The sequence below is a fragment of the Allorhizobium borbori genome, assembly GCF_014196535.1.
GTDB classification, from domain to species: domain Bacteria; phylum Pseudomonadota; class Alphaproteobacteria; order Rhizobiales; family Rhizobiaceae; genus Ectorhizobium; species Ectorhizobium borbori.
On record NZ_JACIDU010000007.1, the window covers coordinates 39789 to 65225 of the forward strand.

Sequence of the window (25437 nt, forward strand, 5' to 3'; positions counted from 1 at the left end):
GTGTCAGAGCGCCGATTTCGGATAGGCGCGTTCAAGGCCACCGGAACGGACGAGCCCCTGCCGGAAGGACTGGAAAGCGGCGTGCTGGCTGGAACGAGCGGCTTCCATCAGGCGAATCTGCAGGCGTCCGGGCGCGTTGTTGCCCAGCCATTCACCGGCCTTTTCCAGCTTCAGCGCGTTGAGAAAGCGGGCATTGGCGGCGATGTCGAGATAGAGGTGCAGGCCATCGAGCATAGCGTCGTCATGGCCGGCATGTTCAAGTGTTGCTGCCAGCCATTGCCTGTCCGTCTCTGAAAAGCCCGTCAGCCTCGTCGATACGGTTTCGCTCGTTACGTCCTTGCTCATGCGAATCTCCTGCTATTGCCGCGACAGATTCGGGGAGGCGAGGCTGTCGCGCAAGACAAAAACCGTGACCTGTGAGAATGGAAAGTCATCTGCAAATAAATCGGAAAATCTTGATCCCTCGCCGTGTTGCTAACGCTCCGGTAACGATGTCCGGGTAAGAGTGATCTCGCGGCGGAGATACCGCCCTTCGCTTCCGGTTTTAGGTATTGCGTGCCGGAAGCGAGCCTATCAGGCTCTCCCTTGTTTTCCCCATCCACGACTTGACGCGGCGCCGGTTTCGGCGTCAGATTCCGGCGGTTATGCGATCAACCGGGCCGGACGCCTCTTTTTCTACGAATCGTCCACCTTTCGCATGCCAGGCGGGTGGCCGTGGTGGTCGCCCGCCTTTTTTATGGTCAGGGAGCATTCATCCGGTGTCGGAAAGCAAGAAAACGGGTCTCGTTCTGGTTCTGGGGGGCGCACGCTCCGGGAAGTCGCGGTTTTCGGAGACCATGCTGCGCGAAAGCGGCCTTGAGGTGCATTACATCGCCACAGCCGAAGCGCTCGACGGCGAGATGAACGCCCGCATTGCCCATCACCGCGCCTCGCGGCCGGCGGAATGGGCGACGCATGAGGAGCCATTGGACTTGCCCGGGACGCTTGCCGAGATCGCCCGGCCAGGTCGGGCGATCCTGGTCGATTGCCTGACGCTGTGGCTGACCAATCTGATGATGGCTGAGCGCGATATCGAAGCGGCGTTCGATGCGCTTGCCGCCGTCTGCCCGACGCTTGAGGGGCGGGTGGTCTTCGTTTCGAACGAAGTCGGGCTTGGCATCGTGCCCGAGCATCGCATGGCGCGCGATTTTCGCGACGATGCCGGACGGCTTCACCAACGCATCGCCGCACTTGCCGACGAAGTCTATTTCATTGCCGCCGGCCTGCCGTTGAAAATGAAGGGGTGATCAGAGGCCGAGCGCCAGCCGCAAGGGATTGGCGGGGTCGATCAACAGGCGCGCGGCCATGGCAAGGCAGGAGACCACGAGCAGCGGGCGAATGAGCTTTGCGCCGTTTTTCATGGCCAGTCGTGAACCGATCTGCGCGCCGATAATCTGGCCGATGGCCATCAGGACGCCGAGCTTCCACAGGATCGATCCCGTTACCACGAAGACGAGGAAGGCGCCAAAATTGGAGCCGAGGTTCAACAGCTTCGTGTGGGCAGTGGCCTTCAGCAGGCCGAAGCCGGCCAGAAGCACGAAGGCGAGCATGAAAAACGAACCGGTGCCGGGGCCGAAAATACCATCGTAGAAGCCGATCAGCGGCACGATGGACAGGCCGAATATGAAGGGCCGCATGCGGCGTTTGCTGTCCGCATCGCCGAGGCTTGGCTTGAATGCGAAGTAAAGGCCGATGGCAATCAGCATGACGGGCATGATGGCCCTGAGATAATCCGGCGGCACGAAGGCGGCGGCAAGCGCGCCAAGCGCCCCGCCGCCAACCGCCATCAGTGCCATCGGATATTGTTCGGATAATCGCACATGCCCCTTGCGGGCATAGGAGAGGGTGGCGGAGGCCGCGCCGAACTGGGCGCTGAGCTTGTTGGTACCGAGCGCTTCAAGCGGGGGAATGCCTGCCAGCAGCATGGCGGGAATGGCGATAAGCCCGCCACCGCCGGCGATGGAATCGATGAAGCCCGCCAGCACCGATGCGGCGAACAGCAGGATGACGATGTGCGGCAGAAGGTCGGTCATGGCGGAAACGATTCGGTTGAGACTGTGCCCTCTTGTGGCACCGGTCCGTTGTCCGCACAATCGCCATACGGATATATCGTCCGGAATTCAGCGCTTTGGCCTTGTTTTCATCCAGATTGATTCACGCGGTGCATGTGTTGTGTGAGCAAGCGCGCCCTTTGCCGAAAATCAGTTTTCCCGTCGCGCCGCCTCGTCTAAAGAGGAAGGATGATACAGTCCAGACAGGAGGCCCGGGGCCAATGGAGAAGGTGATTTTCGATACGGACCCCGGCGTGGACGATGCGATGGCGCTGCTCTTCCTGCATCGTCACCCCGGCATCGACCTCATCGGCATCACCACCGTTTTCGGTAACGCTTCCGTTGAGACCACGACGCGCAATGCGCTGTTTCTGACCGAGCGCTGGGGCATCGATGCGCCGGTTGCCAAGGGGGCGGCGTCGCCCTTCAATCCCGAGCGCACGCAACACGCTTTTCCGACCTTCATTCATGGCGAGAGCGGTCTCGGCGGGATCGATATTCCGCAGGCGGTTGCGCGCGAGGCCGATCCCCGTCCGGCACATCGCTTCATCATCGATACGGTGAAGGCCAATCCCGGCGAGGTGACGCTGATTGCGGTGGCGCCGCTCGCCAATCTGGCGCTGGCGCTGCAGGAGGCGCCGGAAATTGCCGGTCTGGTGAAGCGGGTTATCCTGATGGGCGGGGCCTTTGCCATGCCCGGCAATGCCAGCCTGGCGGCGGAAGCGAACATTCACAACGATCCGGAAGCGGCCGACCTCGTGTTCACCGCATCCTGGCCGGTGACAGCCATCGGTCTCGACGTGACCACGAAAACGGTGATGACGCGCGGCAAGCTTGCGGAGATTGCCGAGGAGGGCGGCGAAGCGCTGCACCTGCTGAACGATCTTTCGCAGTTTTACATGGATTTTTATCGCCACCGCGTTGGCGACGGCATGGTCGTTCACGATTCCTGCGCCTGCGTCTACGCGGTGGCGCCCGAATTATTCGAGACGATGAGTGGTGCGGTGCGCGTACTGACCGATGGGATTGCCGAGGGAAAGACCGTTCTGAAACCCGATGGCATGCGCTTTGGCCCCAGTGCCTGGGACGGACACCCGAGCCAGACGATCTGCACCCACATCAATGCTCCGGCTGTGCTGGAGTTGATCCGCACGACACTGCTTGGTCAGGTCTGAGCGAAAAGGCGAATCGATTCCGTCTCTTGCGGGGCTTTGCTCGCAAGCGGATTCCGGTTCTTCAGAAAGTGATTCAATCGTTTCCGGCTGCGGCGCTGAGGCGGTCGAGGCACGGCACGGTTACGTGGCGATTGTTCTCGACGAGGATGACGCCATCCTTGCGCAGCTTGGTCATCTGGCGGCTGACCGTTTCAATGGTCAGACCGAGGAAGTCGGCAATATCGGCGCGCGACAATGGTAGGTCGAAGGTATTCTGTTCGCCGTGATCGGGGTCGATGTGCGTTGCGATCATGTAGAGGAAGCTCGCAACCTTCTCCTGGGCGGTCTTGCGGCCGAGCGTCAGCATCCATTCACGCGCCTCGTCCAGTTCCTTGAGGGACTGGGTGTGAAGCTTGCGTTCAAGCCCCGGCGTTTCGTTCGCCATGCGCTCGATCAGTGACCTCGGGAAGCTGCAGATTTCCGTTTCGGTGGCTGCTTCCGCCGTCATCGTGCTTTCGCACAGATGCGGACGGCCGAGAAAATCGGGGGCGAATTGCAGGCCGACGATCTGCTGGCGGCCATCGGCCATCATCTTGGACAGCTTGATGACGCCCGAAAGAATGTTGCTGTAATGGGAAACGGATTCGCCCTGGCCGATCAGTTCGTTGCCTGCATCGACCTTGCGACGTGTGGAGTGGCGGTTCAGTTCGAAAAGCTGCGCGGGCGTCAACGTGGCGCAGACGCCGCCATGACGCGCGTCACAGACGCGGCATACGGCGGGCATTTCCGAGCTGTGAAGGTTCTTTTGTTGCGAATCCATATTTGCCCGCCTGAAAACCGCCAATTGGTGCCAAATCCGTTCGGACCGTGTGACCCTGACTACTTATACCCGAATTATCGGATTTTGCACCCTTGATTTCTGTCAACCCACACAAGGTTGTTCCCAATTTGATCGACGTCAAAGTTCTCGAGCCCGCCAGCCGCTATCACGATGGCCGAACGAGCGCGTGACGTGCGGACGAACGGAGGAACACATGAGCGAAAGAAGCCTTCTGGCCAAGTATTCCGGCGCCGTTCCGCGCTACACCAGTTATCCGACCGCACCCCATTTCCACGAGGGGGTGAACTGCGACATATATGCACAGTGGCTGGGTGAACTGAGCGAACGCGACACTTTATCGCTCTATGTCCACATCCCCTATTGCGACCGGCTCTGTTGGTTTTGTGCCTGCCACACCAAGCACACGCTGAAATATGAGCCGATTTCCAACTATCTGAAGCCACTGTTCAAGGAAATCGCGACAGTTGGCGCGCGGGTATCCAAAACAGCGAAGGTGACCGCCCTGCATTTTGGCGGCGGTTCACCGACCATGCTGACGCCTGAAGACATGATCGCCATCATGAATGCGTTCCGCGCCGCCTTCACCTTTGCGGCGGATGCGGAAATCAGTGTCGAAATGGACCCGAACGATCTGGATGAGGCACGCTATGACGGACTTGCCGCGATCGGCATGACGCGGGCGAGCCTTGGCGTTCAGGATTTCGATCCCAAGGTTCAGAAGACCATCAATCGTCTCCAGACCTTCGAGCAGACGAAGGGCGTGGCCGATGCGGTGCGGGCGAGGGGCGTTCACTCCGTCAATTGCGACATTCTCTACGGTTTGCCGTTCCAGACGCAGGAGACGCTGCGGGCCACCGTGCGCGATATCATCTCGCTTTCGCCGGATCGCATCGCGCTGTTCGGCTATGCGCATGTGCCGTGGATGAAGAAGCATCAGACGCTCATTCCCGAGCATGCGCTGCCGAATGTCGATGAGCGCTATGCCCAGATGAAGATGGCAGCCGCCATGCTTCTGGAGGCGGGTTACGAGGCAATCGGCATCGACCATTTCGCCAAGCCTGACGACAGGCTGGCGATTGCCGCCCGCACCGGCAAGCTGCGCCGCAATTTTCAGGGTTACACCGATGACCAGGCCACGGCGCTGATCGGTTTCGGCGCGTCTTCCATCGGTCAATTGCCGCAGGGTTACGTGCAGAATATGGTCGCGACCGGCGAATATGAACGCATGGCCAATCAGGATGGGCTGACGGTGGTGCGGGGCATCGCACTGACGGATGACGACCGGATGCGCGCCCATGTCATCGAACGGATCATGTGTGATTTCGCCTTCGACTTTGCGCCGCTTCGGGAACGGTTCCCCGCTCTGGCGGATACCGTCATTGCCGAGGCCCGGCATTTCGCCGCGTCCAATCCTGACGCGCTTTGTCGGGTCGATCCCCTAGGCTTCCGGTTGACCGAGCGCGGCCAGGCATTGGCTCGCAGCGTCGCGGCTGTCTTCGACGCCTATCTGGGCAACGGCAAGGGGCGTCATTCCATAGCTGTCTGATGGAACTTTGCCGGAGTCAAAACTTGCCTGCCGCGGGAAATGCGCGGGGAAAGGCATGGTCTTTCCCCTTCCTTTCGGCTAGAGCGATCCGAACGAAAGGATGGAGTGCGGATGGATTTCGCTCGTTTCAGGCAATGGATCATCGCACAGGTGGCGCTGGGGGCTCTTGGCGCTCTGAAACTCCTGCCGGCTGATGCCGCCCTGAATTTCGCCGCGCGTCAGGCCCGTCGATTCGGGCCGAAGCTTCGTCGCCACAAGCTCGTCTTGACGAACCTCCGCAATGCCTTCCCGGAAAAAAGCGCTGCCGAGATCGATGCGCTTGCGGTGGAGAGCTGGGAACATATCGGCCGCATGGCCGCAGAATATATCTTCTTCGACAAGCTGTTCAAACCGGAGGAACTGCGCGCGGGAACCGGACGTGTGGAACTCGTCGGTGCCGAGCATGTTGAGGAACTCTATGCCCGCCCGCGGGCCTATATCTGCATGACCGCCCATACGGGCAATTTCGAAGTCCTGCCGCATGTGGCGACGGCCTTTGGAAACCCGGTCGCCATCCTCTTCCGTCCGCCGAACAACCCCTACATTGCCGCGCATCTGGCCAAGCTGCGTGGCGCCGGTTCAGACCGGCTGGTGCCGTCGCATGCGGGGTCTTCCATGGCACTCGCCCGGCAACTGGCGTCTGGCAAGGGGGTCGGCATTCTGGTGGATCAGAAGTTCAAGCGCGGACTGGACACGCACTTCTTCGGCCTGCCCGTGAAAACCAATCCGCTCGTTCCGCGTCTCGCCCGGCAGTTCGATTGCGACGTGTTGCCGGTGCGTTCGGTTCGTCTGCCGAATAACCGCTTCCGGATCGAAGTCGAGGCGCCGATCACTCTGCCGCGCGATGCGGAGGGACTGGTCGATGTGGAGGCAGCGACGCAGGCGATCAACGACAAGGTCGAGGCGTGGGTGCGGGATTATCCACCGCAATGGTTGTGGTACCACGACCGCTGGGATATCAAGAAGTCAGTCCGACAAGGCTGAAGTCGGCCCTGTTCTCCGGTTCGGGAATCGTTTAGCTGTGGATTAAATTTACCTCACCCGCCATTCGGGTGGCGCAGCAGGCTTGCATGGTTACCGTGCAGGTGTATTTTTGCCGGGTTATTATTGACCCTTTTGCAGACTGCGCGTTGCGTTATTATAGTCGAAATGCGTTTGGCTCGGGCTCGTCGTTGGAGACGGCAGGTTCGTGCGGTTGGCTGATGAAGCAGCCAGGGACGTGTAACTGTCGGGAGATTCGTCTTGGAAGTGCTGATTGAACTGTTCTGGTCCAAATATACCGAACTCAATGCTGCAGTGGAGGCTAACGACAGTGCTCGGGTTGAAATGCTCGACCGCGAAATCAGCGATCTCCTTGGCACGATCTTCCAGACCAAGGCCAGGAATCTGGCCGACATCAACCGTCAATTCCGTCTGGCGATCGACCTTCTCAATGAGGAAGCCGATGATCTGTCCTGCGTGCATTACAACAGCCGTCTCATTCAGGGGCTGGTCGAGCGCTATATCGCTCTTGGCGAGGGCGAAGTTCTCGGCGCCGGTGGTGTGACTCAGGAAGACGGCTTCCCCGAAGATGTGCGCGATGCGCTGTTCAATACCTCCATGCTCGATAATATATCCGAGCGCGTGGCCGTGCTTGGCACCGGCTATCGCATGACCTACACCAACGCCGCCAACGCCAACCGCCTTCACACCCAGCCGGGCGGCCTCGTCGGCAAGCATTTCGCCGAAATCGTCGGTTTCCAGCGTTTCCAGAACGGCTTCAAGGAGCAGATCGATCGCTGTCTCTCGGGTGAGACCGTGACCTACACCTATGCGGAGCAGTATGACGGCAATACCGTCGTCGTGCGTTGCCGCATGTCGCCCTTCTACAATGGCGGTCTTGCACCGGCCGGCGTGATGCTGGTGATGCGCGAAACGGCGGACCGCCGCCGCTCGTCCAGCGCGGCCTGAACGGCTTTCGTTTTCTGATTCTGTTCAATGAAAAGGGCGGCGCCTGAAGGCGTCGCCCTTTTTCTCATGGTGCCAGCCGTTACTGAGGCCGCGCGACCCGGGTATCTTCGGGCAGGCCATGCAGAAGGTGATCGCGTTCGAAGGCAATATGGCGGCGCAGGCCTTCGAAAAAGCCGCGCAGCATGTAGCCGATAGCCTCCATGTTGACCGGTTGACCTGCGCCAAGCTTCAGCAGTGCATCCGTCAGTTCTTCAGCAAAGCACTCGTCTTCAAAGTGTTCGTATTTCAACCGGGACAGCGTTTCCTCCAGCGAATGCCCGGCGCCCGCCCGCTTGGTAAGCCATGGGAACAGGACCGTTTCCTCGCAAAGGTGCTGGTTACGGATGGCCGGACCAAGCGCCTTGGCGGCGTAAATACACTGTTGCCGGTTCACACTTGCTGGAAGCGAATCGGCAATCTCTTCCAGCGCATCGCAGAGCGCGAGCTGTTCCCGGTAGGACGCGTTCAGCCAGCGCAAAGTGAAACCGTCTTTTGAGTCGGTCTTGAAATCCGAGACGTTCTTGCTTCCACGGCCGAATTGGTGGAACTCGCCATTCGTTTGCATCCGAGGTACCTCCGGCACATTGTCGCATCGCGCTTGTTTATGCGATAAGGTATTTATCTCGCCGGTTTGTTCTGTCTCGCATTGATGTGGATCAAGGTTGAGGCAGGGAGCAAATGTCAATTCTGCATGCAGGGCAGGGGGAGTTGTCGTCAAGACGGCAACACGCCGGGGAAGCGTCCACCTCCCTAAGATCATCAAGCGTTGGGGGATACCAACAATGACACAAACTTTAGGCACTCTGACATTGGCGGTGCTCGCCTTTGTTGCGATGCTCGGGGCGGCTTTTGCCCATGACAATCTGTTCGCGACCCATATGTGGGTCATGTTCTTCGTGCTTTCCGCCGGTACGGTGGTGGCGCTCCGCAACTTTGCCTTCGCCCCCGCGCGTCCGAAGGAAGTCGTGAAGTCCGAATATTTCGATGAAGTCGTCAAGTACGGTGTCATCGCAACGACCTTCTGGGGCGTTGTCGGCTTCCTCGTCGGCGTTGTGGTTGCTCTCCAGCTTGCCTTTCCTGACCTCAACATCGAACCGTGGTTCAACTTCGGTCGCATGCGTCCGCTGCACACGTCGGCGGTCATCTTTGCCTTCGGCGGCAATGCGCTGATCTCGACCTCGTTCTACGTCGTTCAGCGCACTTCGCGCGCTCGCCTCTTCGGTGGCGGCCTCGGCTGGTTCGTGTTCTGGGGCTATAACATCTTCATCGTCATGGCCGCGACCGGCTATCTGCTGGGCATCACCCAGGGTCGTGAATATGCCGAGCCCGAGTGGTATACGGACCTGTTCCTGACGGTCGTCTGGGTTCTCTATCTGGTGACCTTCCTCGGCACCGTTCTGACCCGCAAGGAACCCCACATCTACGTCGCGAACTGGTTCTATCTGGCCTTTATCGTGACGATTGCCATGCTGCATATCGTCAACAACCTGGCGATTCCGGTTTCCTTCACCGGCGTCAAGAGCTACTCGGCCTTCTCGGGCGTTCAGGATGCTCTGACCCAGTGGTGGTACGGTCATAACGCCGTGGGCTTCTTCCTGACGGCTGGCTTCCTCGGCATGATGTACTACTTCGTTCCGAAGCAGGCAGGTCGCCCGGTTTATTCCTACCGTCTGTCGATCATCCACTTCTGGGCTCTGATCTTCCTCTACATCTGGGCTGGCCCTCACCACCTGCACTATACGGCTCTGCCGGACTGGGCGCAGACGCTCGGCATGGTCTTCTCCATCATGCTGTGGATGCCTTCCTGGGGTGGCATGATCAACGGTCTGATGACGCTCTCTGGCGCCTGGGACAAGATCCGTACCGACCCGATCATGCGCATGATGGTTATCGCCGTCGCCTTTTACGGCATGTCGACCTTTGAAGGTCCGATGATGTCGATCAAGACGGTCAACTCGCTTAGCCACTACACGGACTGGACCATCGGTCACGTTCACTCGGGTGCTCTGGGCTGGGTCGGCATGATCTCGTTCGGTGCCATCTACTACCTGACGCCGAAGCTGTGGAACCGTAACCGTCTGTACTCGCTGCGTCTGGTCAACTGGCACTTCTGGCTCGCAACGCTCGGTATCGTGGTCTACGCCGCCGTTCTGTGGGTTGCCGGTATCCAGCAGGGTCTGATGTGGCGCGAATACGACGAGCAGGGCTTCCTGGTCTATTCGTTCGCTGAATCGGTCAAGGCCATGTTCCCCTACTATCTGCTGCGTGCAGTCGGCGGTGGCATGTATCTCCTCGGCGGTATCATCATGGCGTACAACGTCTGGCGCACGATCCTCGGCCACGAACGCCAGGAAGCTCCGATTGCCGGTTCTGCCGCAATCGCTGCTGCCCAGCCCGCTGAATAAGGAGGGACACTCATGTCCATCATTGACAAACACGCGATTATCGAGCGCAACGGCACGCTCCTGCTCGTCGGTTCGCTGCTGGTCGTCTCCGTCGGCGGCATCGTGGAAATTGCACCGCTCTTCTACCTCGAAAACACCATCGAGAAGGTGGAAGGCATGCGTCCGTACTCGCCGCTGGAACTGGCGGGTCGCAACATCTACATCCGCGAAGGCTGCTACGTCTGTCACAGCCAGATGATCCGTCCGTTCCGCGACGAAGTGGAACGTTACGGTCATTACAGCCTCGCGGCTGAATCGATGTACGACCATCCGTTCCAGTGGGGTTCCAAGCGTACCGGTCCGGATCTGGCCCGCGTGGGCGGTCGCTACTCGAACGAGTGGCACGTCCAGCACCTGACCGAGCCGCGCGACGTGGTTCCGGAATCCATCATGCCCAGCTACTCCTTCCTGAAGACGACGCCGCTTGTGGTGGCCGATGTTCAGGCGGACATGAAGGCCCTGAAGCTGGTCGGCGTTCCCTATACCGACGAGCAGCTTGAAAACGCCAAGGCAGACCTTGCCGCTCAGGCCGATCCGGAAGCCGATTCCGCCGCCGTTCTTGCTCGCTACCCGAAGGCCAAGGTTGGTGACTTCGACGGCGATCCGAAGACGCTGACGGAAATGGATGCTCTGGTCTCCTACCTGCAGATGCTCGGCACGCTTGTCGACTTCTCGACCTATGACGACGCTGGCGGTTACCGCTAAGGAGGGCACATGGAAACCTATACGGCCATGCGCCATTTCGCTGACAGTTGGGGCCTGCTTGCCATGGCCATCTTCTTTGTTGGCGTCGTCCTTTTCACGCTGCGTCCGAGCGCCAAGGGTATGGCCAAGGATGCTGCCGAAATCCCTCTCAAGGAGGATTAAGAGATGTCGGAAAAACATATTGACGAACTCAGCGGCGTCGAAACAACAGGCCACTCCTGGGACGGCATTCGCGAACTGAACAACCCCATGCCCCGCTGGTGGGTATGGACCTTCTACGCCTGTATCGTGTGGGCGCTTGCCTACACGGTCGTGTATCCGTCCTGGCCGGGTCTGACGACCAACGTGAAGGGCTATTTCGGCTGGTCGAGCCGCGGTCAGCTCGCTACTGAACTGACCGAGGCTCAGGCGACCAAAGCCGTCTACCTTGAGAAGATTGCGGCCACCCCGGTTGCCGACATCCTCAAGGATGAAGAGTTGAACCGCTTTGCCACGGCCGGCGGCGCGGCTGCCTTCAAGGTCAACTGCACGCCCTGCCACGGCTCGGGCGCTGCCGGCGGCAACGGTTATCCGAACCTGAACGACGACGACTGGATGTGGGGCGGTTCCATCGACGAGATCTATACCACGATCACGCACGGTGTCCGTTACACGGATGACGCCGAGACACATGCATCGGAAATGCCGGTCTTCGGTGACATCCTGTCGCCTGAAGAAGTCAAGCAGGTCGCGGCCTATGTCTACAGCCTGTCCGGTGGTGCGCCGTCGGATGCGGCTCTGGTCGAGCCGGGCAAGGCGCTCTTCGCCGATAACTGCGCTTCCTGCCATGGCGAAGATGCCAAGGGCCTGAAGGACTTCGGCGCGCCGAACCTTACGGATGCGATCTGGCTGCGTGTCGATGGCAGCGAAGCCGGCATTGCCGGTCAGGTGACCAAGCCCACGCACGGCGTCATGCCCGCCTGGACCGCTCGCCTTGGCGACACCACGGTCAAGGAACTGGCCGTGTTCGTTCACTCGCTCGGCGGCGGTCAGTAAGATCGATGCACCCCGGCGTTTATGCCGGGGACCTTTCTACGGTTTTGTCTGGATAATCAGCCACGCCCTCCGGGCGTGGCTTTTTTTTAATTCGATCGGCTTTCAAGCGGCAAAGTATATTTGCTCCTGCGGCATAAAGCCCTGCGCGCAATTAACATATTTGTCCGATATATATGTTGTGATCTATGTGTGCGGCGTCCCGCCACTGCTTGATATAAGTCAAGGTGTGCTAGGCTGGACGGTGGCAAGGCTACTTTAGAGATTACAGGATCACTTCGATGACCACGAACATTCCTTCAGGCGGCGGAAGTACTCCGGCCGGTAATTCGGACCAGCCTCTGTATGAGGCCAAAAGGCGCGTCTTCGCCAAGAAGGTCGAAGGTCGTTTCCGAAACTTCAAGTGGCTCATTCTTGCGGTGACGATGGCGGTCTATTTCGTCACGCCTTGGCTGCGCTGGGATCGCGGTGAATATGCGCCCAATCAGGGTGTTCTGCTCGATCTCGCCAGCCGCCGCTTCTATTTCTTCCCGATCGAGATCTGGCCGCAGGAGTTCTATTATGTTGCCGGCCTGCTCGTCATGGCGGGATTCGGCCTGTTCCTCATCACGTCTGCTGTCGGCCGCGCATGGTGCGGTTACACCTGTCCGCAGACAGTGTGGGTTGACCTCTTCATTGCCGTCGAGCGTTTCTTCCAGGGCGACCGCAACGCCCGCATGAAGCTTGATTCATCGCCGTGGTCCTTCGACAAGATCTGGCGGATCGGCGCCACGCACCTGACCTGGCTGCTGATATCGGTTGCCACGGGTATGGGCTGGATTTTCTATTTCGGCAATGCGCCGAGCGTGTTCGTCAAGTTCTTCACCGGCGAACTCCCGTTCGTGGCCTATGGCACGGTGATGGTGCTGACGTTCACCACCTATGCCTTTGGTGGCCTGATGCGTGAACAGGTCTGTATCTACATGTGCCCCTGGCCGCGTATTCAGGCAGCCATGCTGGACGAGCAGTCGCTGGTCGTGACCTATAACGACTGGCGTGGCGAGCCGCGCACCCGTGGCGCCAAGAAGGCCGCTGCGGCCGGCCTGCCTGTCGGCGATTGCGTGGATTGCAACGCCTGCGTCGCCGTCTGTCCCATGGGCATCGACATTCGCGAAGGCCAGCAGCTCGGCTGCATCACCTGCGCGCTCTGCATCGATGCCTGCGACAGCGTGATGGACAAGATCGGCAAGGAACGCGGCCTGATCGCCTATGCGACGCTGGAAGAGTATGACAGCAACATGAACCTGGCGACCAGCAACCGCACGACGAGCATTCAGCCGGAGAAGGTTCGCAACGCCGACGGTTCGTTCTCGGACAAGATTCGTCACTTCGACTGGCGTATCATTTTCCGCCCGCGCACCCTGCTTTATATCGGTGCGTGGTCGGCGGTCGGTCTGGCAATGTTGTTCCTGCTGTTTACGCGCGAACGTCTCGATGTGAACGTGCTGCATGACCGCAATCCGCAATATGTGATGGAATCCGATGGTTCGATCCGCAACGGTTATACGGTCCGTATCCTCAACATGATGCCGCAGCCACGCACGATCCGCCTTTCGATTGACGGCCTGCCGAATGCCGTGATGAAGATCAACGGCTATCCGGAAAACAAGGGTCAGGTTTACGACATTCCGGTCAAGCCGGATGAAGCGACGGCGCTGAAAGTATTCGTCACCCTGCCCAAGGCTGATGTAAGCTCGCAAGCAGAGGAGATGCGCTTCATCGTGGAAGATCCGGAAAACGGTGAGCGCAGGGTCTACAAGGCAGTCTTCAATGGACCGGGAGTGAAAAAATGATTGATACGACGAGCAAGTCTTCCGGCTTTGTCTTTACCGGCAAGCACATGATTCTCACGATGGTTTCGTTCTTTGGCGTGGTCATCGCGGTCAACTTCTTCATGGCGTGGCAGGCGACGCGAAGCTGGAGCGGGCTCGTCGTACCGAACACCTATGTCGCCAGCCAGCAGTTCAATGCCAAGGTGGCGGCGCAGCGCGCCATTGCAGCTTCCGGCGTGACCGGCAAGCTTTCCGTGGAAGGCGATATGGTGAGTTTCACGATATCGCACCCGGAAAAGGGGCCTGTCGATGTCGAGAAGGTGACGGTGAACTTCCTTCGTCCGGTGGGCACGGAACAGGACTTCTCGATCGAACTGACCCGTTCGGCACCGGGAGTTTATTCCGCAAAGCATGAGGTTCGCTCCGGCCAGTGGATTGCCGAGGTCAAGGCGACCGATGGTGACACGCTGGTCATCCATGAAGCCAACCGCTTCGTCGTCATTGGAGAACAGAAATGAGTTGCTGCGCACCGGGTGTCGAGGGAAGCCTCGATCTGGAGCGGTCGGGGCAGGGCATGCCCTCCGCCGAAGAACTGAAACTGTCTGCCCGTCCGCTGGGCGAGGGACTGTTCCAGACCGACCTCTCCGTTCCCGGTGTCTATTGCGGCGCGTGCATCACCACCGTCGAAGGTGCGCTGAAAAAGCTGCCGATGGTGGCGCGCGCGCGCGTCAACCTCTCCTCCAAGCGTGTTTCCGTGGTCTGGAAGGACGCTGTGGAGGGGCAGCAGAGCGATCCGACGGACATCGTTCGCCAGATCGCCTCGACCGGTTATGAAAGCCATCTCTTCTCCATGGCCGGCGAAAACGGCGACGAGGTTCGCAACCAGCTTCTGCGTGCCGTGGCAGTGGCGGGTTTTGCCTCCGCGAACATCATGCTGCTGTCCGTTTCGGTCTGGTCCGGGGCCGAGGCGGCAACACGCGATATGTTCCACTGGATTTCAGCGGGTATCGCCGCGCCGGCGCTGATCTATGCCGGCCGGTTCTTTTTCCTTTCGGCCTGGAAGGCACTGCGCCATGGCCAGACCAACATGGATGTACCGATTTCCATCGGCGTCTTCCTCTCCTATTTCGTTTCCCTTTGGGAGACGCTGCACCATGCCGAACATGCCTGGTTCGACGCTACGGTTATGCTGCTGTTCTTCCTGCTCATCGGCCGCACGCTGGATCACATGATGCGCGACCGCGCCCGTTCGGCGATCACCGGGCTTGCGCGCCTTTCGCCGCGCGGCGCCACGGTCATCGCCAGTGACGGTTCGCGCGATTATCGTCCCATCGAGGAAATCCGGCCGGGCGACCGGCTTTCGGTTGCTGCCGGCGACCGTATTGCCGTGGACGGCAAGGTGCTGTTCGGCGTGAGCGACATGGATGCCTCGGTCGTCAACGGTGAAAGCACGCCGGTTTCGATCAAGCCCGGTGATCTCGTGCAGGCCGGCATGCTCAATCTCACCGGTTCGCTGACCGTCGAGGCCACCGCTGCCGCGCGCGATTCCTTCCTCGCCGAGATGATCGGCCTGATGGAGGCCGCCGAAGGCGGGCGGGCCCGCTACCGCCGTATCGCGGACCGCGCCTCGCAGTATTATGCACCGGCCGTGCACCTGCTTGCCTTCCTGTCCTTCATCGGCTGGGGCTTTATCGGTGGCGACTGGAAGCACGCGATGCTGATTGCGGTTGCCGTGCTCATCATCACCTGTCCCTGCGCTCTTGGCCTCGCCGTGCCTGTGGTTCAGGTCGTGGCCGCCGGCCGCCTGTTCCAGAACGGCATCATGGTGAAGGATGGTTCGGCCATGGAACGGCTGGCGGAAATCGATTCCGTCTATTTCGACAAGACCGGTACGCTGACGCTCGGGCGTCCCAGGCTCATCAATCGGGGTGAAGCGGGCGAAGCGGCGCTAACCCTTGCCGCCGGGCTTGCCGGCCATTCGCGTCATCCGTTGTCGCAGGCGCTTTACCGGACGGTGGAGGGGCCCGTGGCGGCCTTTGACAGCGTCAGCGAAGTGCCCGGCGCCGGTGTTGAGGCGCGCACCGAGACTGGTCTCTATCGTCTCGGCAGCCGCCTCTTTGCCTGCGGCGAAGCCCATGACAATGCGTCGTCCCGCGATCAGGCTTCCTCTGAGGTCGTTCTCTCGCTCGATGGCAAGGAGCTTGCGACCTTCCGCTTCGAAGACTCGCTTCGTCCGGGTGCGGAACAGGTCGTGGCCGGTCTTCAGGAGCACGGAATTGCCACCGGTATTCTTTCCGGAGATCGTGCGCCTGTCGTGCAGGCGCTTGCGGGCAAGCTCGGCATTGCCGACTGGAATGCCTCTCTTTCGCCGCGCGACAAGGCCGCGAGGTTGAGTGAAGCGCGTGAACGGGGCCGCAAGACCCTGATGGTGGGCGATGGCATCAACGATGCTCCGGCGCTCTCTTCGGCCCATGTTTCCATGGCACCGGCAACAGCGGCGGATGTGGGGCGTCAGGCCGCCGATTTCGTCTTCCTGCGGGAAGGGCTTGATGCCGTGCCGCTGGCGCTGGATGTGTCGCGCAAGGCCGGGCAGTTGATCCGCCAGAATTTCGCGCTCGCCATCGGCTACAACATCATTGCCGTGCCGATTGCCATTCTCGGCTATGCGACCCCGCTGATTGCGGCGCTTGCCATGTCGTCTTCGTCGATCATCGTCGTGGTCAATGCGCTCAGGCTCAACCGCATCGCGCGCGTTGCGCAACCGGAACCGCAGGCGCTCAAGCCTTCAGCACCGATCGGGCAGGGAGCCCGGCTTGCATCATGAGCATTCTCGTCTACCTCATTCCCATCGCCCTCTTTCTGGGAGGGCTGGGGCTGGCGGCGTTCCTCTGGTCGCTGAAAAGCGGCCAGTACGACGATCTTGAAGGCGCGTCCTGGCGGATGCTGGACGATGGTGACGACAAGCCGGCCGATTGACTGCGACGAAAGTTTTATAGCGGCTTGCCGTAGGGCCGATTGAGTGCCACAAATCCCCGACACTGGAAGGTATCGAGGGAGTCGTTCATGGCGCAGGCTGAAATCGGGCTGATCGGACTTGGGGTGATGGGGGCCAATCTGGCGCTCAACATCGCGGAGAAGGGGCATCGCATTGCCGTCTTCAACCGCACACCGGAAAAGACACGGCATTTCTTCGAAACGGCGGGCGCATTGGCCGACCGGATCATTCCCTGCGAAACCATCGAGGAGTTCGTCGCCGCCATCCGGCCGCCGCGCCCGGTCATCATCATGATCAAGGCCGGTGAGGCCGTGGACGAGCAGATGGCGGCTTTGGTGCCGCATCTGTCGGGTGGCGACATCATGATCGATGCCGGCAACGCCAATTTCCGGGATACGCGAGCGCGTTTCCAGCGGCTGGAAGGTTCCGGCCTGACCTTCATCGGCATGGGTGTTTCCGGTGGCGAGGAGGGCGCGCGCCACGGTCCTTCGATCATGGTGGGTGGTACGCCTGAGTCCTACGCGCGCGTCGAGAAGGTTCTGACCTCGATTGCCGCAACCTATCATGATGAACCCTGCTGCGCCTGGCTGGGCTCGGATGGCGCAGGCCATTTCGTCAAGACCATCCACAACGGCATCGAATATGCCGACATGCAGATGATTGCCGAGGTCTATGGTATTCTGCGCGACGGATCGGGCAAGTCGGCCTCTGAAATCAGTAATATTTTCATTGAGTGGAACAAGGGGCGGCTGAACTCCTATCTGATCGAGATCACCGGCACGGTCCTGGCAGCCGCGGACCCGCTGACCGGCAAGCCGATGGCCGACATCATTCTCGACAAGGCCGGCCAGAAGGGCACCGGCAAGTGGTCTGTCATCGAGGCGCAGGAAATGGGCGTGCCGGCCACGGCCATCGAGGCGGCTGTCGCTGCGCGCAGCCTTTCTGCATTGAAGGCCGAACGCGAGAAGGCGGAAGCGCTGTTCGGCGCTGAAAATGCGGCATTCGCCATCGCTTTCGGTCCTGATCTGCTCAAGGACCTGGAGTTGGCGCTGTTTGCGGCAAAGATCGGCGCCTATGCGCAGGGCTTTGCGGTGATGGCGGAAGCTTCCCGCGAATTCGGTTGGTCGCTGCCCATGCCGGTCATCGCGAAGATCTGGCGCGCTGGCTGCATCATCCGTTCGCAGTTCCTGGATGAGATCACGACCGCATTTACCGCGGCGCCCGATGCAGCCAACCTCATCCTGACCCCGGCCTTTACCGCCATGGTCAAGGAAACACTGCCTTCGCTGCGCAGGATCGTTTCGGCGGCGACGGCGGGCGGTCTGCCGGTTCCGGCGCTTGCTTCCGCGCTCAACTGGTTCGAGGCGTACAAGCGCGCGCGCGGCACGGCCAACCTCATTCAGGCGCAGCGCGATTTCTTCGGTGCGCATGGGTTCGAACGCGTCGATGGTGTCGATCGGCCGCATGGCCCGTGGGGCAGCGGCGCGGCTCAACAGTAAGGCGTTCCGTTGATCAGCCCGCCGCATCCCATTGCGGCGGGTGCAGGCTGTGGAGTGTCTCGAGCGGCGCACCGTCAATCGCGGCCAGAAGAAGTGCTGCGAGTTCGCGGCCGCTTTCCCTGATATCCTCGTTGACGGCCGTCACTTCCGGTTCCAGCCATTGCAGCACATTGAGCGGCTGCTTGCAGATGAGGTCGATATCGCGGCCGATCTTCAATCCCGTTTCCCGCACGGCGGAAAGAACGGCGATTGCGCCATTGCCGAACACGGTGACGATACCGTCCGGCGGGTCATCCGATTTCAGCAGCGCCAGCACCGTCTCGCGGATGGCCGCAATGTCCGAATCAGTCGTCACCGTCAGCGGCACTTCCCGGCATCCATCACCCAGCGCTATCGCCATGCCGCTGCGCACATGGGCGTAACAAGTCAGGTGATCCGGCGGCTGGAGAACCGAAATCCGGCGGCGGCCCTGTTGCTTCAGCCGTTCAACAGCCTCGACGACGAAGCGTTCATTGTCGAAATCGTGCCAGGCATGGGCAACATTCATGTCCGTGCGGCCATGGGTTACGAAGGGAATGCCGTGCTGAAGCAGCATGCGCACACGCGGGTCGTCCGGTTCCGTTCGGGAAATGATGACACCATCGGCCGAACCCGTTTCGATGATGTAACGGATTGGCGCCAGCGGATCGCCGCTGACGAAATGGGGTGTCATGATGAGATGGTAGGGCGTGCCGGAAAGAACCTCCGAAAGGCCATAGACGAGGTGTGAGGCAAAGCCCATCACCTCTTCCTCGACGCTCAGAACAAGAGCGACCACATTGGTCTTGCCGGTGCGCAGGCGCACGCCAGCGCGGTTTGGCTGGTAGCCCAACCGTTCCGCGACCTCGCGGACCCGCTGCTTGGTATCGGCACCGATATCCGGCGCGTCCTTCAGGGCGCGCGACACGGTTGTGATACCAAGGCCCATTTCCTCGGCTATCGTTTTCAAAGTGGGACGCCGGCGCTCGGAGCCGGTGACGGTATTTTCGTTATTATTCTTGAAATTTATCAAGATCTGATGGCCCTCAACACCAGCCATCATATTGTCATTCGCCAATCTGGCAAGAGAAGCGCGCATTCTTTCCGGCCAGCCTCACCTTACGGATTTGTAATACGAAGGTTCATTTTCGGTTAATCCACGGGGGCTTAGGGTCGGGGCATCCAATCACCAAGGAGAAACACAATGAGGAAACTGTTTGCCGCCCTTCTCGCCGCCACCGTTCTGGCTGCGCCGCTTGCCCAGGCACAGGCGCAGTCTTACCGGCACGAACCGCCGCGCAAGGAATGGCGCGGTCCTCAGGCGCACAAGCCAATGGTCAAGCGTTGGCACTCCGGCGAGCGGCTTCGTCCGGGCATGTGGCAGCAGCGGCTTGGCCCGCGTGAGGTCCGCGCCAACCGCCTGCCGGAACCGCGCAGGGGGCAGCAATGGGTGCGCGTTGGCAACCAGGTCCTGCTCGTCAACATGAACGGTCTCATCCTGTCCGTCGCCCGCTAAGGCCGACGCTTCCATGAAAACGAAAAGGGGCGATCCTGTCGCCCCTTTTTGCATATCATTGAGGGCTGCTTAGCCATCGAGGCAGTTCTTCAGCGACGCAGCGTTGGCGCGCAAAAGATCGAAATAGAGACCCGGCCCGGCCTTCAGGGCACCGCCTTCGGGATTGAGTTCGCCGGCCTTGGCCTTCGTGCCCTCGATCAGAGTCCCGACGATCTTCGGTTCGAAGTTCGGTTCGGAGAAAACGCAGGTCGCGCCGAGAGCGACGACCTTTTCGCGGATTTCTCTGACGCGCGCCGCACCCGGCATAACTTCGGGGTTGACCGTGATGGAGCCCGCGACCTTCAGCCCGTAATGATGCTCCATGTATTGATAGGCGTCGTGGAAGACGATGAAGGACCGATCCTTGACCGGAGCCAGTGTTGAGGCGATTTCGGTGTCCAGCGCAGCGAGGCGCTCATCGAGGGCGGCGCCATTCTTCGCATAGGTCGCGGCATTGGCCGAATCGACCTCGGACAGAACCTTTACGATTTCCCGGGTCATCGCGCGTGCATTGTCGGGATCGAGCCACAAGTGCATGTCCTTGGCTTCATCATCGTGATGCTCATGCTCTCCGGCGGCCTCTTCCCCGGCGTGATCATGATCATGATCGCCAGCCTTGGTCTCCGCGTCGTGATCGTGGTCTTCTTCTTCCGCTTCACCCGCATGGCTGTGCTTTTCGAAGGAACCGCCCGCACGGCTGTCGAGCAGTTCGACGCCGGGCGCTTCGGACAGTTCAACGGATTTGGCGCCGGAGGCCAGGGCTTCCAGAGGCTTTTCGAGGAAATGTTCGAAGCCGGGGCCGATCCAGAACACGACCTTGGCCTTTTCAAGCTGTGCGGCGTTCGAGGGCTTCATCGTGTAGGTGTGCGGCGAGGCGTTGGTGCCGATCAGCAAGTCCGGTTCGCCGACGCCCTGCATGACATTGGCGACCAGCGAGTGGAGCGGCTTGAACGACGTGACAACCGTCGGCGCATCGGCGGCGAAGGTGGCGGATGCCGAAAGCAGGGCGGTGCCGGCGACGAGGGAGGCGAGGATTTTCATGGCATGCTCCATTGTACAATTATGTAATGTTATTACATATGTTGTGTTACGCTATAACGTGTGCGATAGCGGGATGCAACAGTTTCGGAAGATGGCGATGCGGGAAAATTCAGGCGGTGCGAACGGTGCCCCGAGGGAGACGCTGGTCACGCTCAAGGGGGCGGGTGTCAATCGCGGCGGGCGCTGGCTGGTGCGCGGGGTGGACTTTACCGTCGGGCGCGGAGAGATCGTGACGCTGATCGGGCCGAACGGTTCGGGTAAATCCACCAGCGCCAAGATGGCCATCGGCGTGTTGAAGCCCGATGAGGGACAGGTGGAGCGCCTTGCCGGCCTGAAGGTCGGCTATGTCCCGCAGAAACTCACGATCGACTGGACCCTGCCGTTGACCGTGCGTCGCCTGATGACGTTGACGGGGCCGCTGCCCGAGCGTGAAATTATCGAGGCGCTGGAAGCGACCGGCATTCGCCACATGGAAAAGGCGGAGGTACAGACCCTGTCCGGAGGCGAGTTCCAGCGCGCGCTCATGGCCCGCGCCATCGCTCGCAAGCCGGACCTGCTGGTGCTGGACGAACCGGTGCAAGGGGTCGATTTTTCCGGCGAAATTGCTCTTTACGATCTTATTCGCCAGATTCGCGATGGAAGCGGTTGCGGCATTCTGCTGATTTCGCACGACCTGCATGTGGTGATGGCCGAAACCGATACGGTGATCTGCCTGAATGGTCATGTCTGCTGCCGGGGCACGCCGCATGCGGTGAGCGCCAGCGCGGAATATCTCCGGCTCTTCGGGCCGAGTGCGGCGCGGGCGCTGGCCGTTTACAGCCACGACCACGACCATGTGCATCTGCCGGACGGGCGCGTGCAGCATTCCGACGGCTCGATCACCGCCCATTGCCATCCCGAGGATGGTCATCATCATCCGCACGATCACGATCACGATCACGATCACGATCACGATCATGGGCATACCTCCGCCGGGGAGGGCCGCCATGCTTGACGATTTCTTCGTGCGTGCCCTGATCGCCGGCATTGGTGTTGCACTGATTGCCGGGCCGCTCGGTTCTTTCATCGTGTGGCGACGCATGGCCTATTTTGGCGATACGATGGCCCATTCGGCGCTGCTCGGCGTTGCCATTTCTCTGCTCATGGATCTCGATCTCACGCTCAGCGTTTTTGCCGTGGCGGCCATCGTTTCGCTGTTTCTCATCCTGCTGCAAAGGTGGCGGGCACTGTCTGCCGATGCCTTACTCGGCATTCTCTCGCATTCCACGCTGGCGCTCGGTCTGGTGCTGGTCGCCTTCATGTACTGGGTGCGGGTCGATCTGACGGCCTATCTGTTCGGCGATATTCTCGCGGTGACACGCGGCGATATCGCGCTGATCTGGGGGGGCGGTGTGCTGGCCATGGCCGTGCTCGCCTGGGTATGGCGACCTCTCCTGGCATCGACCGTCAATCACGAACTGGCCGAGGCCGAAGGACTTAATCCCGACCGTGCGCGACTGGTGCTGATGCTGCTGATGGCGCTCGTCATCGCCATCGCCATGAAAGTGATTGGCATTCTGCTGATTACCTCGCTGCTTATCATTCCCGCGGCAACCGCGCGGCGCTACGCAACGACACCAGAGGCGATGGCGGTCTATGCGGCGCTCATCGGCGCGGTCGCCGTCACCGGCGGGCTGTTCGGCTCGATGCGTTATGATACGCCGTCCGGGCCGTCCATTGTCGTTGCCGCGCTTATCCTGTTTCTTGCCAGCCTGCTGCCCCTGCCGTTTGCGCGGGGCCGAAAAGGAGAGAGGTCATGACTTCGACGCCGACACTCACCAAGAATCAGGATCTCGTTCTCGGCGTTCTCAAGCGATCGGATGCGCCGCTCAGCGCTTATGTGATTCTCGACAAGCTGCGCGACAATGGTTTCCGTGCCCCGCTCCAGGTCTATCGTGCGTTGGACAAGCTTCTGGAGAAGGGGTTGATCCACCGGCTGGAAAGCCTCAATGCTTTCGTGGCCTGTGCCCATTCCGGCGAAAGCTGCTGCAGTCACGGTACGGTGGCTTTTGCGATCTGCAATGCCTGCGGTCATGTTATGGAATTTCACGACCACACCGTCGACCATCGGCTGGCGGACTGGACGAAGGCGCGAGGCTTCAAGCCGGAAAAGACCACGATCGAAATCCGTGGTCTGTGCGCAAGCTGCGCGGCTTGAAAAAAGGGCCGCTTTTGGCGGCCCCTGATACTCAGATTTCCTTGAGGTCGCGGGCGAAGCGTTGCCAGTTGACGATATAGCGCAAGGCCGATTGGCGAAGGCCCTCGATGGCGTCGTCGTCCAGCGTGCGGATGGCCTTGGCGGGCGCGCCGACAATCAGCGAGTTATCCGGGAATTCCTTGCCCTCGGTGACCAGGGCATTGGCGCCCACGAGGCAGTTCCTGCCGATTTTCGCGCCGTTCAGAACCGTGGCCCCCATACCGATCAGCGAATTGTCGCCTATGGTGCAGCCGTGGATGATGGCCTTGTGGCCTATGGTGCAGCCCTTGCCGATCTTGACCGGCTTGCCGGGATCGGTGTGGATGACGGTACCTTCCTGAATATTGGTGCCGTCACCCAGTTCAATTGGCTCGTTATCGCCGCGCAGCACCGCGCCGAACCAGATGCCGACATCCTCGCCAATGATGACCTTGCCCATGACATGTGCGCCCGGCGCGACCCAGTAGCGGTCCGGCCCCGGCGTTTGCGGCGCGATGCCGCCCAGCGAATAGAGTGTCATTTCTTCCTCCCGTTGCACGTCACGCGGTCAGACGATGGTGACCGACAGCGTGCCGATGCCTTCGATACCGCATTCAACCCTGTCGCCCTTTTCCACGGCGCTGACGCCGGCCGGCGTTCCCGTAAAGATGACATCTCCCGGTGCGAGCGTGAAGAGCTTCGAAAGTTCGGCGATGATCTCCGGTGCCTTCCAGATCATCTGATCGAGATTGCCGGACTGCCGGGTTTCGCCGTTCACCTTGAGCCAGATGGCTCCGGATGACGGGTGGCCGAGCTTTTCGGCGGAAACGAGCGGTGAGACGGGTGCGGAGAATTCGAAGGCTTTGGCGGCCTCCCAGGGGCGGCCCGCCTTCTTGGCGACAGCCTGCAGATCGCGGCGGGTGAAATCGATGCCGATGCCGTAGCCCCAGACGTGATCGAGTGCTGTTTCGACGGGGATGTTCGCGCCACCTTCCTTCAGCACCATCACGCATTCGACCTCGTGGTGAACGTCGCTGCTGAGCGGCGGATAGGGCACTTCGCCGCTGGAAAGCAGGTTGTCCGGGTTTTTCTGAAAGAAGAAGGGCGGGTTGCGCGTGGGGTCGCCACCCATTTCGATGGCGTGGTCGGCGTAGTTCTGGCCAACGCAATAAACGCGGCGAACGGGGAAGGTTCCGGTTTCGCCGGCAATCGGCAGAACGACAGGCTGCGGGGCGGGAATAACGGTTTCTGCGATGCTCATCGAATCCTCTCCAGAATGGTTGCGTGGACAATAAAGCGTTTCGGCCCGCGGAGGATAGAGGGAAGTCGCGACATCAGGGCATTGCGTTTTGTCCGTATCGGCGTGTCGGATGTCGAATAAAAAGGCCGCCCGCTTGGAGAAGCGGGCGGCTGTTCATCAATGATGTGCCTTAGCGTGCCGGCGGGCAGGGTTCGCCCGGTGCGCATGCGGGACGACGATCTGGCCGCTGCTGGTCCGGACGGGGGCGATCCGGACGAACCTGATCTGGCCGGGGACGGTCGGGGCGCGGGCGCGCGTCGTTATTATCCCAACCGGAGCCCGGCCGTTCCGGGCGACCCTGATCGGGACGCGGGCGGTCAGGGCGGGGGCGATCATTGTCGACCCAACCGGGTTGCGGGCGAACCGGACGTCCACCATTATCCCAGCCGGGCTGCGGACGGTCGGGACGCGGACGATCCGGGCGACCACCGTTGTCCCAGCCGGGTTGTTGCGGACGATCCGGGCGACCACCGTTGTCCCAGCCGGGTTGTTGCGGACGATCCGGGCGACCACCGTTGTCCCAGCCGGGTTGCGGACGGTCCGGACGGCCACCGTTGTCCCAACCGGGCTGCGGACGAACCGGACGGGGGCGGTCGTTGTCGATCCAGCCCGGTTGCGGGCGGTAACCGCCGCCGGGTACAGGACGCGGATCATTCCAGGAGGGCGGCGGCGGCCGGCGCGGCGGTTCACGGCGCCAGACGTCGCGCTCGCGATAGAACTCGCGCTGGCGATAGTTCCGGCCCCAGTAATCGTCGATATCGAAGGTAATGATCGGGATACCGAGGCCCTGATAATAGTTGCGCTCGACGTAAACACGGTTGTTATTGTAGATCGCCTGGATATAGCGGCCCGACACCCATCCGCGGCCGCCCGCGAAGGAAACGTCGCACCAACTATCGTAGGACAGGCAGCCATAAATCTGCAGTCGCGCGCCGACCGGAATGACGACGACCGCCGGGTAGGCGGTGCTCGGACCGGAGCGCATGTTGACGTTGGCCGTGGCAAAGCCCGACGCGGCTTGCGCCAGTGCTGGCAGGGCCAGGAATGCGGTCAATGCCGCCGCCAGAAATCTGAATCTCATCAAGCTACTCCCGAAGAGTGTGTGACCCGCCGCATCCGCAGCGTTCACCGGTTCCATCAGCAAAGCGAAGGTCAGGTCGATC

The 25437-nt window shown here is 60.8% G+C and carries 27 protein-coding genes; 18 read left to right on the top strand and 9 right to left on the bottom strand.

Going from position 1 to position 25437, the window contains the following annotated elements; translation table 11 throughout:
* Nucleotides 1-3: 3 nt before the first annotated feature.
* Nucleotides 4-345 (bottom strand): hypothetical protein, encoded by a 342-nt coding sequence (locus GGQ66_RS09880; protein ID WP_183791985.1) that lies wholly within the window; start codon nt 343-345, stop codon nt 4-6.
* Between the two features lie 413 nt (nt 346-758).
* Between GGQ66_RS09880 and cobU the strand changes: the two genes are divergently transcribed.
* A complete protein-coding gene (gene cobU / locus GGQ66_RS09885) occupies nt 759-1286 on the top strand; it encodes a bifunctional adenosylcobinamide kinase/adenosylcobinamide-phosphate guanylyltransferase (RefSeq protein WP_370686325.1) in 528 nt (175 codons plus the stop codon).
* Here cobU and GGQ66_RS09890 read toward each other — a convergent pair whose 3' ends face one another.
* Nucleotides 1287-2072: a TSUP family transporter gene (locus GGQ66_RS09890; protein ID WP_183791989.1), complete on the bottom strand. Its 786-nt coding sequence runs from the start codon at nt 2070-2072 to the stop codon at nt 1287-1289.
* Between the two features lie 239 nt (nt 2073-2311).
* On the opposite strand from GGQ66_RS09890, the gene GGQ66_RS09895 reads away from it, so the two are divergent.
* Nucleotides 2312-3265 (top strand): nucleoside hydrolase, encoded by a 954-nt coding sequence (locus GGQ66_RS09895; RefSeq protein WP_183791991.1) that lies wholly within the window; start codon nt 2312-2314, stop codon nt 3263-3265.
* Nucleotides 3266-3338: 73 nt separating this feature from the next.
* Here the strand turns inward: GGQ66_RS09895 and GGQ66_RS09900 are convergent, their stop codons facing one another.
* A complete protein-coding gene (locus GGQ66_RS09900) occupies nt 3339-4064 on the bottom strand; it encodes a Crp/Fnr family transcriptional regulator (RefSeq protein ID WP_183791993.1) in 726 nt (241 codons plus the stop codon).
* A gap of 214 nt (nt 4065-4278) precedes the next feature.
* On the opposite strand from GGQ66_RS09900, the gene hemN reads away from it, so the two are divergent.
* From hemN to GGQ66_RS09915, 3 genes are all read left to right on the top strand, one after another.
* Nucleotides 4279-5631 (top strand): oxygen-independent coproporphyrinogen III oxidase, encoded by a 1353-nt coding sequence (gene hemN / locus GGQ66_RS09905; RefSeq protein ID WP_183791995.1) that lies wholly within the window; start codon nt 4279-4281, stop codon nt 5629-5631.
* Between the two features lie 111 nt (nt 5632-5742).
* A complete protein-coding gene (locus GGQ66_RS09910) occupies nt 5743-6654 on the top strand; it encodes a lipid A biosynthesis lauroyl acyltransferase (RefSeq protein WP_183791997.1) in 912 nt (303 codons plus the stop codon).
* A gap of 264 nt (nt 6655-6918) precedes the next feature.
* Entirely contained in the window at nt 6919-7620 is a 702-nt protein-coding gene (locus GGQ66_RS09915) for a PAS domain-containing protein (RefSeq protein WP_370686331.1), read from the top strand.
* A 79-nt stretch (nt 7621-7699) separates the two neighbouring features.
* Here the strand turns inward: GGQ66_RS09915 and GGQ66_RS09920 are convergent, their stop codons facing one another.
* Nucleotides 7700-8377: a hemerythrin domain-containing protein gene (locus tag GGQ66_RS09920; protein WP_237358864.1), complete on the bottom strand. Its 678-nt coding sequence runs from the start codon at nt 8375-8377 to the stop codon at nt 7700-7702.
* A gap of 64 nt (nt 8378-8441) precedes the next feature.
* Between GGQ66_RS09920 and ccoN the strand changes: the two genes are divergently transcribed.
* From ccoN to gnd, 9 genes are all read left to right on the top strand, one after another.
* Entirely contained in the window at nt 8442-10064 is a 1623-nt protein-coding gene (ccoN, locus tag GGQ66_RS09925) for a cytochrome-c oxidase, cbb3-type subunit I (RefSeq protein WP_183792001.1), read from the top strand.
* A gap of 12 nt (nt 10065-10076) precedes the next feature.
* Nucleotides 10077-10808, top strand: coding sequence for a cytochrome-c oxidase, cbb3-type subunit II (gene ccoO, locus GGQ66_RS09930; protein ID WP_183792003.1), 732 nt, complete (start codon nt 10077-10079; stop codon nt 10806-10808).
* Between the two features lie 9 nt (nt 10809-10817).
* A complete protein-coding gene (locus GGQ66_RS09935; RefSeq protein WP_183792005.1) occupies nt 10818-10970 on the top strand; it encodes a cbb3-type cytochrome c oxidase subunit 3 in 153 nt (50 codons plus the stop codon).
* Nucleotides 10971-10973: 3 nt separating this feature from the next.
* Nucleotides 10974-11843 (top strand): cytochrome-c oxidase, cbb3-type subunit III, encoded by an 870-nt coding sequence (ccoP, locus tag GGQ66_RS09940; protein ID WP_183792007.1) that lies wholly within the window; start codon nt 10974-10976, stop codon nt 11841-11843.
* Nucleotides 11844-12121: 278 nt separating this feature from the next.
* A complete protein-coding gene (gene ccoG, locus GGQ66_RS09945; protein WP_183792009.1) occupies nt 12122-13672 on the top strand; it encodes a cytochrome c oxidase accessory protein CcoG in 1551 nt (516 codons plus the stop codon).
* Nucleotides 13669-14169 (top strand): FixH family protein, encoded by a 501-nt coding sequence (locus GGQ66_RS09950; protein WP_183792012.1) that lies wholly within the window; start codon nt 13669-13671, stop codon nt 14167-14169. The genes ccoG and GGQ66_RS09950 overlap by 4 nt, the downstream gene beginning before the upstream one ends.
* Nucleotides 14166-16475, top strand: a complete 2310-nt coding sequence (locus GGQ66_RS09955; RefSeq protein ID WP_183792014.1) for a cation-translocating P-type ATPase — start codon at nt 14166-14168, stop codon at nt 16473-16475. Before GGQ66_RS09950 ends, GGQ66_RS09955 begins: the two co-directional genes overlap by 4 nt.
* A complete protein-coding gene (ccoS, locus tag GGQ66_RS09960) occupies nt 16472-16627 on the top strand; it encodes a cbb3-type cytochrome oxidase assembly protein CcoS (protein WP_183792016.1) in 156 nt (51 codons plus the stop codon). Before GGQ66_RS09955 ends, ccoS begins: the two co-directional genes overlap by 4 nt.
* An 87-nt stretch (nt 16628-16714) precedes the next feature.
* A complete protein-coding gene (gene gnd / locus GGQ66_RS09965) occupies nt 16715-18145 on the top strand; it encodes an NADP-dependent phosphogluconate dehydrogenase (RefSeq protein WP_183792018.1) in 1431 nt (476 codons plus the stop codon).
* Between the two features lie 13 nt (nt 18146-18158).
* On the opposite strand, the gene GGQ66_RS09970 is transcribed toward gnd, so the two are convergent.
* On the bottom strand, nt 18159-19193 hold the full coding sequence (locus GGQ66_RS09970; protein ID WP_183792347.1) for a LacI family transcriptional regulator: 1035 nt from the start codon (nt 19191-19193) through the stop codon (nt 18159-18161).
* Between the two features lie 174 nt (nt 19194-19367).
* On the opposite strand from GGQ66_RS09970, the gene GGQ66_RS09975 reads away from it, so the two are divergent.
* Complete coding sequence (locus GGQ66_RS09975; RefSeq protein ID WP_183792020.1) at nt 19368-19679, top strand: RcnB family protein; 312 nt, start codon at nt 19368-19370, stop codon at nt 19677-19679.
* A 69-nt stretch (nt 19680-19748) separates the two neighbouring features.
* Here the strand turns inward: GGQ66_RS09975 and GGQ66_RS09980 are convergent, their stop codons facing one another.
* Nucleotides 19749-20759, bottom strand: coding sequence for a zinc ABC transporter substrate-binding protein (locus tag GGQ66_RS09980; RefSeq protein WP_183792022.1), 1011 nt, complete (start codon nt 20757-20759; stop codon nt 19749-19751).
* 97 nt (nt 20760-20856) lie between these two features.
* Between GGQ66_RS09980 and GGQ66_RS09985 the strand changes: the two genes are divergently transcribed.
* Genes GGQ66_RS09985 through GGQ66_RS09995 form a run of 3 tightly spaced genes read left to right on the top strand, consistent with a single transcriptional unit; the run spans nt 20857 to nt 22956 of the window.
* Nucleotides 20857-21753: an ATP-binding cassette domain-containing protein gene (locus GGQ66_RS09985; protein ID WP_183792024.1), complete on the top strand. Its 897-nt coding sequence runs from the start codon at nt 20857-20859 to the stop codon at nt 21751-21753.
* The gene (znuB, locus tag GGQ66_RS09990; RefSeq protein WP_183792026.1) at nt 21746-22558 is read left to right on the top strand and encodes a zinc ABC transporter permease subunit ZnuB; all 813 of its coding nucleotides are present in this window, start codon (nt 21746-21748) and stop codon (nt 22556-22558) included. The genes GGQ66_RS09985 and znuB overlap by 8 nt, the downstream gene beginning before the upstream one ends.
* Nucleotides 22555-22956: a Fur family transcriptional regulator gene (locus GGQ66_RS09995; protein ID WP_183792029.1), complete on the top strand. Its 402-nt coding sequence runs from the start codon at nt 22555-22557 to the stop codon at nt 22954-22956. The genes znuB and GGQ66_RS09995 overlap by 4 nt, the downstream gene beginning before the upstream one ends.
* 31 nt (nt 22957-22987) lie before the next feature.
* Here the strand turns inward: GGQ66_RS09995 and GGQ66_RS10000 are convergent, their stop codons facing one another.
* The 3 genes from GGQ66_RS10000 to GGQ66_RS10010 all read right to left on the bottom strand — a co-directional run bounded on the left by GGQ66_RS10000 (nt 22988) and on the right by GGQ66_RS10010 (nt 25355).
* Entirely contained in the window at nt 22988-23515 is a 528-nt protein-coding gene (locus tag GGQ66_RS10000) for a gamma carbonic anhydrase family protein (RefSeq protein ID WP_183792031.1), read from the bottom strand.
* Nucleotides 23516-23542: 27 nt separating this feature from the next.
* Nucleotides 23543-24235: a fumarylacetoacetate hydrolase family protein gene (locus GGQ66_RS10005; RefSeq protein WP_183792033.1), complete on the bottom strand. Its 693-nt coding sequence runs from the start codon at nt 24233-24235 to the stop codon at nt 23543-23545.
* A 169-nt stretch (nt 24236-24404) separates the two neighbouring features.
* On the bottom strand, nt 24405-25355 hold the full coding sequence (locus tag GGQ66_RS10010) for an SH3 domain-containing protein (protein ID WP_183792035.1): 951 nt from the start codon (nt 25353-25355) through the stop codon (nt 24405-24407).
* Between the last annotated feature and the right edge of the window lie 82 nt (nt 25356-25437).

Bases quoted from the DNA above. Each gene is read 5' to 3' on its own strand.
- GGQ66_RS09985 (WP_183792024.1), top strand. From the start codon at position 20,857: ATGCGGGAAAATTCAGGCGGTGCGAACGGTGCCCCGAGGGAGACGCTG.
- GGQ66_RS09900 (WP_183791993.1), bottom strand. From the start codon at position 4,064: ATGGATTCGCAACAAAAGAACCTTCACAGCTCGGAAATGCCCGCCGTA.
- ccoP (WP_183792007.1), top strand. From the start codon at position 10,974: ATGTCGGAAAAACATATTGACGAACTCAGCGGCGTCGAAACAACAGGC.
- ccoG (WP_183792009.1), top strand. From the start codon at position 12,122: ATGACCACGAACATTCCTTCAGGCGGCGGAAGTACTCCGGCCGGTAAT.
- GGQ66_RS09995 (WP_183792029.1), top strand. From the start codon at position 22,555: ATGACTTCGACGCCGACACTCACCAAGAATCAGGATCTCGTTCTCGGC.
- GGQ66_RS10000 (WP_183792031.1), bottom strand. From the start codon at position 23,515: ATGACACTCTATTCGCTGGGCGGCATCGCGCCGCAAACGCCGGGGCCG.
- GGQ66_RS09935 (WP_183792005.1), top strand. From the start codon at position 10,818: ATGGAAACCTATACGGCCATGCGCCATTTCGCTGACAGTTGGGGCCTG.
- GGQ66_RS09890 (WP_183791989.1), bottom strand. From the start codon at position 2,072: ATGACCGACCTTCTGCCGCACATCGTCATCCTGCTGTTCGCCGCATCG.
- GGQ66_RS09975 (WP_183792020.1), top strand. From the start codon at position 19,368: ATGAGGAAACTGTTTGCCGCCCTTCTCGCCGCCACCGTTCTGGCTGCG.
- znuB (WP_183792026.1), top strand. From the start codon at position 21,746: ATGCTTGACGATTTCTTCGTGCGTGCCCTGATCGCCGGCATTGGTGTT.
- GGQ66_RS09980 (WP_183792022.1), bottom strand. From the start codon at position 20,759: ATGAAAATCCTCGCCTCCCTCGTCGCCGGCACCGCCCTGCTTTCGGCA.
- GGQ66_RS10005 (WP_183792033.1), bottom strand. From the start codon at position 24,235: ATGAGCATCGCAGAAACCGTTATTCCCGCCCCGCAGCCTGTCGTTCTG.
- GGQ66_RS09895 (WP_183791991.1), top strand. From the start codon at position 2,312: ATGGAGAAGGTGATTTTCGATACGGACCCCGGCGTGGACGATGCGATG.
- gnd (WP_183792018.1), top strand. From the start codon at position 16,715: ATGGCGCAGGCTGAAATCGGGCTGATCGGACTTGGGGTGATGGGGGCC.
- GGQ66_RS09955 (WP_183792014.1), top strand. From the start codon at position 14,166: ATGAGTTGCTGCGCACCGGGTGTCGAGGGAAGCCTCGATCTGGAGCGG.
- GGQ66_RS10010 (WP_183792035.1), bottom strand. From the start codon at position 25,355: ATGAGATTCAGATTTCTGGCGGCGGCATTGACCGCATTCCTGGCCCTG.
- ccoO (WP_183792003.1), top strand. From the start codon at position 10,077: ATGTCCATCATTGACAAACACGCGATTATCGAGCGCAACGGCACGCTC.
- GGQ66_RS09880 (WP_183791985.1), bottom strand. From the start codon at position 345: ATGAGCAAGGACGTAACGAGCGAAACCGTATCGACGAGGCTGACGGGC.
- GGQ66_RS09910 (WP_183791997.1), top strand. From the start codon at position 5,743: ATGGATTTCGCTCGTTTCAGGCAATGGATCATCGCACAGGTGGCGCTG.
- ccoS (WP_183792016.1), top strand. From the start codon at position 16,472: ATGAGCATTCTCGTCTACCTCATTCCCATCGCCCTCTTTCTGGGAGGG.
- ccoN (WP_183792001.1), top strand. From the start codon at position 8,442: ATGACACAAACTTTAGGCACTCTGACATTGGCGGTGCTCGCCTTTGTT.
- hemN (WP_183791995.1), top strand. From the start codon at position 4,279: ATGAGCGAAAGAAGCCTTCTGGCCAAGTATTCCGGCGCCGTTCCGCGC.
- GGQ66_RS09950 (WP_183792012.1), top strand. From the start codon at position 13,669: ATGATTGATACGACGAGCAAGTCTTCCGGCTTTGTCTTTACCGGCAAG.